The 8,607-nt window shown below is 56.7% G+C and carries 6 protein-coding genes and 3 pseudogenes; 6 read left to right on the plus strand and 3 right to left on the minus strand.

Going from position 1 to position 8,607, the window contains the following annotated elements; genetic code table 11:
- Nucleotides 1-4: 4 nt before the first annotated feature.
- The 5 genes and pseudogenes from EN949_RS29320 to EN949_RS29340 all read left to right on the plus strand — a co-directional run.
- Nucleotides 5-1,198: pseudogene (locus EN949_RS29320) on the plus strand (IS256 family transposase).
- Between the two features lie 986 nt (nucleotides 1,199-2,184).
- Complete coding sequence (gene panD, locus EN949_RS29325) at nucleotides 2,185-2,628, plus strand: aspartate 1-decarboxylase (RefSeq protein WP_063169354.1); 444 nt, start codon at nucleotides 2,185-2,187, stop codon at nucleotides 2,626-2,628.
- A gap of 313 nt (nucleotides 2,629-2,941) precedes the next feature.
- Nucleotides 2,942-4,210: an acetyl-CoA carboxylase biotin carboxylase subunit family protein gene (locus EN949_RS29330; protein ID WP_082826583.1), complete on the plus strand. Its 1,269-nt coding sequence runs from the start codon at nucleotides 2,942-2,944 to the stop codon at nucleotides 4,208-4,210.
- An 81-nt stretch (nucleotides 4,211-4,291) separates the two neighbouring features.
- On the plus strand, nucleotides 4,292-5,461 hold the full coding sequence (locus tag EN949_RS29335) for a Xaa-Pro peptidase family protein (RefSeq protein ID WP_063169356.1): 1,170 nt from the start codon (nucleotides 4,292-4,294) through the stop codon (nucleotides 5,459-5,461).
- A 117-nt stretch (nucleotides 5,462-5,578) separates the two neighbouring features.
- A pseudogene (locus EN949_RS29340) lies at nucleotides 5,579-5,809 on the plus strand (IS3 family transposase); the annotation flags it as partial.
- Nucleotides 5,810-5,951: 142 nt separating this feature from the next.
- Here EN949_RS29340 and EN949_RS29345 read toward each other — a convergent pair.
- The gene (locus tag EN949_RS29345) at nucleotides 5,952-6,392 is read right to left on the minus strand and encodes a GNAT family N-acetyltransferase (RefSeq protein WP_158515807.1); all 441 of its coding nucleotides are present in this window, start codon (nucleotides 6,390-6,392) and stop codon (nucleotides 5,952-5,954) included.
- 476 nt (nucleotides 6,393-6,868) lie between these two features.
- Complete coding sequence (locus tag EN949_RS29350; protein ID WP_063170383.1) at nucleotides 6,869-7,798, minus strand: 2-oxoglutarate and iron-dependent oxygenase domain-containing protein; 930 nt, start codon at nucleotides 7,796-7,798, stop codon at nucleotides 6,869-6,871.
- Nucleotides 7,799-8,254: 456 nt separating this feature from the next.
- On the opposite strand from EN949_RS29350, the pseudogene EN949_RS36780 reads away from it, so the two are divergent.
- A pseudogene (locus tag EN949_RS36780) lies at nucleotides 8,255-8,398 on the plus strand (transposase); the annotation flags it as partial.
- A gap of 81 nt (nucleotides 8,399-8,479) precedes the next feature.
- On the opposite strand, the gene EN949_RS29355 reads toward EN949_RS36780, so the two are convergent.
- Nucleotides 8,480-8,607 (minus strand): GMC oxidoreductase (locus EN949_RS29355; protein WP_144289770.1); only part of this gene is annotated, 128 nt, incomplete at its 5' end.

Genomic DNA, 8,607 nt, shown 5'->3' on the forward strand with positions numbered 1-8,607 from the left:
CACCATGACCAAGATTGAAAGTAAGACCGGCAGCGCTGCCATCAAAGACATTCTGCTTTCGGACCCGGACGGACTTCACGAAGTGATCCGTGCGGTGATGCAGGAGGTACTCGAGGCCGAGATGGACGAGGCGCTGGGGGCTTCGAAGAGCGAGCGCACACCTGAGCGGCTCGGCTACCGCTCGGGTTATTACGGCCGCACCCTTGTCACGCGGGTCGGCAAGCTTGAGCTGCGGGTTCCGCAGGACCGGGCCGGCCGCTTCTCGACCGAGCTTCTCGAGCGTTACCAGCGTTCGGAGCGGGCCTTGGTGGCGACGCTTGCGGAGATGTATGTGCAGGGCGTGTCGACCCGCAAGGTCAAGGCGATCACGGAAGAGCTGTGCGGCCATGCGTTCTCGGCCTCGTCGATCTCGGCCATCAACAAGCGGCTGGACGAGAGCCTCGCTGCCTTTGCCAGGCGCCCCCTTCAAGAGCCGTTTCCTTACCTCATCCTCGATGCGCGCTAAGAGAAGGTGCGTGAGGCCGGCGTCGTCATGAGCCAGGCGGTGCTGATCGCTGTCGGCATCGACTGGGACGGCCGGCGCCAGATCCTGGCCGTCGAGATGGCCAATCGCGAAAGCCGCTCGGCCTGGAGGGATTTCCTCGTCGCGCTGAAGGCGCGCAGCCCCAAGGGCGTCGAGCTGGTTGTCTCCGCCAATCATGCCGGCCTGGTCGCGGCGATCGGCGAGGTGATCCCCGAAGCCGCCTGGCAGCGCTGCTACGTCCACTTCCTCAGGAACGCGCTCGATCACCTGCCGAGAAAGCACGGCGCCGACTGCCTGCAGGACTTGCGCTGGCTCTAATGACCGGCGCGATCTCGCCGAGGCCAAGGCCGATCTCGCCGCATGGCTGTCCAAATGGTCGGGCCGCTATCCGCGACTGACGAGTTGGGTGGAGGAGACCATCGAGCGCACGCTGACCTTCTTTTGCCTGCCGCGCCAGCATCACAAGCATCTCAAGAGCACCAACATGCTTGAACGGCACAATGAGGAAATCCGCCGGCGCACCAATGTCATGCGCATCTTCCCCAATGAAAGCTGCCTGCGCCTCGTCAGGGCGCTGGCTGCGAGACCAACGAGAACTGGATGGAGGCCAACCGCTACATCAACATGGACGATCTGCGCGAGCACAAGAAGCTCGCTCTACGCCAAGCCGCATGACCAGCATCGTGGCCGCCCCATTTTGCAGAACTTGACGCACACAACCTGAAGGAGGTAAGCGTCATGACAACTCTTAGAGGATACATGACCGCGTCGATCCGGCTTTTCCTTGTTGGTCAGGGGCGATCCTCGGGTACGCCTCCGGCGAGGGCCGCCTTGCGCGATCATGGCACGGTAGCGAGGCTGGGCTCTTAAGGTCGTCCTTAGGAGCGTAAGCCCCGCGACCATCCCATCGCTGAAAACAAACCCTTGATCAGCGGGCGCCCGACGGACCGCCTCTGTCGTCGTGGCGCTCCCATGAAGAACCTGGCCCATAGTGCATCCTTTGATTCGGAAGATAAGGATGCCCCATCAAAACCTGAGATCAAACATTTAGGCAGGCCTCGACTGGGACAAGTAAAACGGCCGCATTCGAGGCATGAGGCTGCACGCGTCTAAGATCCGAACAGCCAATACCCGAGCGTCCTCGACATCCCCGCCGCCAGAAGTCAACGATGCCCAGATCGGCCGCACGACCACCAGCAGAAGGGCGCCACCTCAACCCGTCCTACACTCAACATTTTGTCGCGTCCGCGACGTGCCTTCTTGATCCGATCCGTGGTCTGCTCACCTAAATAGCTGAAAGAGATCACGCATTTCTGTTTCCGGCCTGATTAGCCAGTTTGGCACGAGGTTTGCAACTTTGTGTGCGATCCAGTTGAACGGGCCGATTGGCACAGTCACCTGAAATCACAACTAATTAAAGGAACGGAACATGTCGGAACTGTATCGGATGGCATTACCAATGGGGGACAGCCGGCCGGCAATGCCTCCGCCCACCACAACCAGCCTTCGCCTGACTGTCTCGTGCTGGCCACGCCAGAGTAATCAATTTTGTCCTAAGAACCACAATACGACAAATCGCAGAACGTCCATCCATCCATCCTGAAACCAAGACACAGCAATCGCTTGTCGACGCAGTGTCCCACCGCCGAGAGGAAATGTAGATGAGAAAATTTGTTGCCGCCAAGCTTCATGGAATAACTGTGACCGACGCGAATTTGAACTACCGGGGCTCAATAACTTTGGATCCAGATCACTGCGACGAAGCCGGCATCCTTCCAATGGAATTCGTTGAAATCTGGAATAAATCATCGGGCGCTCGAATCAGCACTTACGTGATTTATGGAGAGCGGGGTTCTCGTTGCTGCGTGCTGAACGGAGCCGCTGCTCGCACCTGTCAGGTCGGGGACGAAATAATCGTTTGCTCCTCCGCATACATCGAGGAGCATCAGATGGTGGAGATCAAGCCGCGAGTGCTGACTTTCCACCGGGATAATTCTATCTGCGACCACATGTTCTACGAGGGTGCAATAGACGACGATGGAAGGATAACGTTCTCGATTCGCGAGGGCTCTCCCGGCGATAACGCGCTAAAACTCACTCCCTAGTAGGGCCTTTCGGTGACAGCTCGTGGCGCCGGGTCCCGGTCAAGGGCGTACTCGTCCCCAGTACTCTGGTACGCGATACAGTGCATTATCCCACTCGGCCACTATTCGGTCAGTTGCCATCAAGCCCAATCGGTTCTGCCCAGATCTGGGAAGACGATTTTGCTGCGCCAAAGGCAACTTCAGCTTCAGCCAGCGGCTGCGGGTAGAGGCGACCAATTTCACGGAATGTTTGGCCTTGGATCGTTGTCTTTAAGTCTGAGGTCCACGATGGCAAAACGACCTATCGACAAAAACGCAGAGTGGAGAACAGCCAATGTCAAGGAAAGCTCTCATCCTGGTTGAAGGCCATGCAAGAGGTAATGGAATACGATACATCCACGCGGCCCGGCGTCTTGGCTTTCATCCAATTACACTATCAGTTGATCCAACACAGTACGAGTATCTTGCGGCGGAAAGAAGCGAGGCAATCCGTGTCGATACAACCAATCTTGATACCTTGATTCGCGAATGTTCCAGGCTGCGTGAGACCAATGACATCGCTGGTATCACGGGCTTCTCGGGCATCGACGAGTCGGTCTATGCAACCGTTGGCAAACTATGTCGGCATTTCGACTTACCGGGACCCAACCCCGAATTGATTGAACGATGCTGTGACAAATTCTCTCAGCGCCAGCTACTTGCGGAAGCCGGAGTTCCGATACCCGCTTATCGCATGGCGCTGAATGTGGCAGAAGTAGAAAGCGCTGTCGCGGAGATCGGCTTTCCCGTAATTGTTAAGCCGGCAATCGGCAGCGGTAGCATCGGTGTCCGATTGTGCCGCAACGCCGATGAGTTAGCTGACCACACGACCTATCTGTTGGGTGGGAAGCACATCTGGCCGTCTTCGCCGAGGATATTGGTTGAGGAATTCGCGCGCGGCCCTTTTTATAGCGTGGAGATAATGGGCAATGAGGTTATTGGGATTGTCGCCGTTGATTTCGGCCCCCCACCGCATTTCGTCTTCCGTGAAACGACCTTCCCGGCCCCGCTTGCGGAAGACGATCATGACCGTATCGTTGATGTTTCGCTGAGGTGCTTGCAAGCTCTTGGCCTTAATTGGGGGCCAACGAACATCGAGCTCCGGTTGACTAATCATGGCCCGGTTGTAATCGAAGTGAATCCGCGTCTTGCTGGTGCGCTTGAGCCTGAACTGGTCCAACTGGCGAGCGGTGTCGATCTGGTCACCGAGCACATCAAGCTTGTCGTCGGCGAGGAATGGGATTTGCGCAGAAGGCATTTGCAGACCGCAGCCGCGCGGTTCCTAGTTGCTGATTGCGACGGCACCCTCGATTGGATCGATGGCGGCAGTCAGGCGATCGCGGTACCAGGTGTCGCTGAAATCAAATTGTATGTTGAACCCAACGCGCCGATCTTCAGGAAAGGCGATTTTCGAGACTGGATAGGACATGTCGTCGCCGTTTCACCCAGCCTTGCTCAGACCGAAGCGATACTCCAACGAGCTGTCGACTTAATCGCTTGGTCTATCACACCGCCGTCGGGCGAACAGGAGCGATCTGCAGCCCCACGACTCCCCCCCAACTGAGAGGTGATCCGTCGCCAGCATAAGAACTCTTACCCGCAATAGCTCGCCTTGTTGTCAAAAGCATAGCTGGAGTTCAAACTTATGAATATATCCAAGGGACCCCAGGCATTCCCTAGAAGTGAATACCTTCGCCGGCTCGGCTCGGTGAAGTTCGAAATGGGTCGGTGCGATATCGACGCGCTCGTCGTTTCCGACCAACATAACATTACCTATCTCACGGGGTACACCGCGCTATCAGCCTATGTTCCTCAGGCCGTTGTGGTTTCGATACGAGAAGAGGAACCGACGTTCATTCTGCGCCGCTGTGATGCGCCGGCAGCCATTCATCAATGTTTTATGGAGCGCGACAAAATCGTCGCATACCCCGAAGCGTATATTGGAAATCCTGACAAGGATGGCTATGACGCGGTAGTCGATTACTTGGAGGACGTCGGCCTCGCGAGTCGAGGCATAGGAATCGAGCTATGCTGCCTTCCATCGCAATCGGCGAAAAAGTTTAGGATGCGCCTGCCTGGTGCCACGATCGTCGATGCTACTAAGGCGGTCACTTGGAAAAGGCTCATCAAGTCAGATCTCGAGATAGCTGTAATGCGGGAGGCGGCGGCAATCTCAGACGCCGCGATTCGACGCGCTGCTGAGGTAATACGCCCCGGGGTGCGTGAAGCAGACGCGTGCGCGGAAATTGTGGCAACGTTGGTGCGCGGCGCAAACGGTAAGCCAGGAAGCGGGATCGAGGGAATAAGTTTGTGTTCATCACCGCGAACGGGAACGTGCCACATTCCGTGGAGCGAGGACGTTTTTCGCTATGGATCGCAGGTGAATCTCGAAATCGGCGGTGCGCGATATGGTTACTGTGCTGGGCTTATGCGCACTTACACGATCGGCTCACCCTCCGATCGTCTACGTCGCGTGCATGAGATCCAAGTCGCCGGCCTTGAGGTCGCTCTTGATGCGATACGGCCAGGAGCGACTTGCAGCGATGTTGCCAACGCCTTCAATCGCAGCATCGAGAAGCGGGGCCTCAAAAAGGAGACGCGTTGCGGCTATGCACACGGCATTGGTTGGTTGGAGCCGACCGCAAGCCTTAAGGATGGCGATATGACAGAGTTGCTACCAAACATGACCTTTCACCTGATGTTAGGTAATTGGATCGAGGAGGATTTTGGATACGTCATCAGCGAAACGTTCCGTGTCACAGACTCCGGCGTCGAGGTACTGACCACTGCTCCCCGGAAGATTTTTGAGATCTAAATTAGAATATGGCTTGTCATAACGACAGCGCGGACGTCCGGAATAGATCTTGCCGGTCGACGAGATGTCGCCTACCTTGTTGAAGTGCGGACGGCGAGCGGCGGTCGGCATGCGGGGCCGATCCGTGTCGAGGCGAAGCCGAACGCACGCTGGTCGCTGTACGACCAGTTCTCCTGCGGCCGATCAACTCGTCGACGACGTGACGCGCGAATGCCTTACGCGATTCCGGACACAGATCTCTGGTCGCCGCGTTGCTCGCGAACTGACGACCTGATCGCCCAGCGCGGCAAGCCCGGCATGATCGTCGCAGACCACCGCACGGAGTTTACCTCGAACACGGTCCTTGCCTGATCAATGGATCATCGCGCCGAAAATACATTCCGCTGCAAGCCCATGTGCGCAACATAAATGGCTGCACCTCTAGTCTACTCGCCACTGTTTAAAAGACTGGGGCAGGTCAATGCGCTTTCGTTACGACCTCAGAGCAAGTCTACAGGTCATAGTAGTAGGTAAGGTATGGACTCAATTTACCGATCTTGTCATAGAGCGCCCGCGCATGATAATTTGATCTGTCCGTATTCCAATAGATTCTCAGCCAGCCTTGGTCGCGACCGTAGGAGGCCAGATTCGTGAGCATGGCTTGGCCAATCCCCTGGCGCCGCGAAGACTCGTCGACATAGAGATCTGCGAGAAAACAGACCGGACGATCGCTAAGAGTATACGGGTGAATGACAAAGGTAGCAAAACCTATGGTAACGCCAGTTGCTGAGACCGCGATCAGCGCGTTAATCGGTTCGTCTGGGCGCTCGATGCGCCGCCAGATCCTATCTGTCGCCTGTTCTGATGAATTGAGACCTTGGTCGGCGCAATATGCGTACCAAAGGGACCGCCATGCATCGCGGTCGGCAGTGCCTGCGAGACGAATCTCCATGAGGGGCGGGCTCCGGCTGAGAATGGGCTCCAGGGCGCGAGGTGTTCGGCCTGAAAGGTTGACGGCTTGCGATAACTGCCACCGGCCCGCAAGACGTGCAGCACGCGACCGCCGGGTGTTATAAGATCTTTCCGCCTGTGACGGCGTCGTGGTCGCGCTGGAACTGGTTCCCGGGAGCTCGGTTCGCGATACGTCAAGCGCGAGTTGGGCGAGCGTTATCATGGGATCAAGTTCCCTCAGGTTTTCCCGCAGCACGTTTGCGACAGCGGTGCAGATCTAGTGCGATCTTTCCCTGCGACCACACGATGCAAACAATCTGACACCATAGGTGCATTCATCCCGAAGCGGGCTTCCGACCGCCGCGCTACACGCGCGACGGCGGGACAATCTAGCGGATGCGAGAGTTCTTCCAGCTTACCACGGAGATCTGCACCGCGTCGGCGCCATAATTGCGCATGCTTTAGAAAAGCAGACAATCATTGCAGTTCGCGCGCGCGTCCGGCGCCATTCCCAGTCACCCATATTGACTCAACGTTGCGCAGCATCATTTCTACAACACTAACTTGCTGCCCTTGTCGCGAAGTCAGGCGAGCGTCGATCTCGGGATAAATAAAGAAGGGCAGCGAAATTCGATCAGTCGGACCACTATGCACGACCTGGTGGGGCGTACTCTTGAAGCGGCCGTCGCTCAAGACCTGAAGGAGGTCGCCCAGATTGACTACGAGACTATCGGGCAGGCTCGGCACCGGCATCCATCGACCGCGGAACCACACCTGCAAGGAACGCAGGGGGAGTTCCTCTTGCAGCAGCAGCGTGAAGAAGCCATGATCCGTGTGCTTTGCGCAAGTGCCGCCGCGAGCTGGATACCGTATCACGCGTTGCCCAAGCGTCGGCGTGCTGAAATGGCGTTGGAACCATGCCTCTTCCATACCTATCAGGTCCGCCAGCGCATCCCCGATCTGGGGGACAATCCCGGCGAGCACGGTAGCCTGCAAAGCAAGCAGGTTTCTTGCGAAGCCAGGAGCCAAGGCTTCATCCGGAAGGCGCGTGCGGCCGGAGAACGGACGCCGGTCGCCTTCGTTCTCAATTCCGAGGTCGAATACCTCCTTTGGATCGAAGCCGGCCTCAGGATGTAGCATTTCGCCGTGTAAAGGACTGTATCCACGGGCGGCAGTGGGGTACACGTCCTGAAAGGCGTGCCCGTAGCGTTCCTTAACCGACTGTGGCAATGCGAAGAATCGCCGGGAAGCCTCAATGGCTTGCGCGATCTGTTCCCCGGGGATGCCGTGCTCGACAAGGTAGAAGAACCCGTATTCCTGGCATGCCATTTGCAGGCGCTGGCGCTCGTCACGTCGCGTTGCATCGTCTCTCAATTTCGAAAGTGAAATTTTCGGCAGCGTGGTCATAGTCAATCCCCTTTTTGGGCGCTTAAGTTGATTAGTGTTTGCCGCGGCTCTCAAAGTCGACAGTTCCTTGGATGTGGGCAACGCGCCGTCTCTTCCAATAATAACGAAAGTCGACATGATGTCCCATTCTAAGGCTAAGCCGATGGCTGGGCGGTGATTCCGTCTTAGCAATTGATCTCTAGCGCTTCCTGGTGAAGATAACAACGATTTGTATGTTAATATAGTTGTATATATTGTTACATCCGTCGCGGTTAGTTTAACATTATCACGGCCAAGATACTAAGAGCGATTTACAATTCTGAATTGCTTTATGACTTCCAGGCTCAATCCAGACCAGCGCCGACCTCCGGGTTTCATGGCAGGATCGGCCATCTCGAAGAGCTCTATGACGCGAGGTATCGCCAGCTACCTGAGCTCGTCCATCACACACGCCGTCCCGGACGATGGCCGAATGGCAGAAACCGACCGCTCGAAATTTTCCTATCCCATAGTCTTTTTCGACGCTATCCGGGTCGAGCGGTCAAGCTCAGGGACGAAGACTTCGTTCGCAAAAAAGCCATCTACATCGGGTTCGGCGTTCTGCCTGGCGGCACCAAGGAGCACATGAGCTGAGGAAGCGCTTGTCGACGTTATCCGCCGTCTCGACGAGACGACTAGCCGAGCAGCAAAGCAGGCAGCGATTTAGCTCCGTCTGCCGTCTCTCAAGGTTGTGTCGGCCAATTTCTCAGCCACCATAATCGTCGGAATGTTTGTGTTCGCCCGAGGGCAAAATGGCATGACGGAAGCGTCGGCGATCCTCAAACCCAAAA

The organism is Mesorhizobium sp. M7A.F.Ca.US.007.01.2.1 (assembly GCF_003998165.1).
Lineage (GTDB): Bacteria > Pseudomonadota > Alphaproteobacteria > Rhizobiales > Rhizobiaceae > Mesorhizobium > Mesorhizobium ciceri.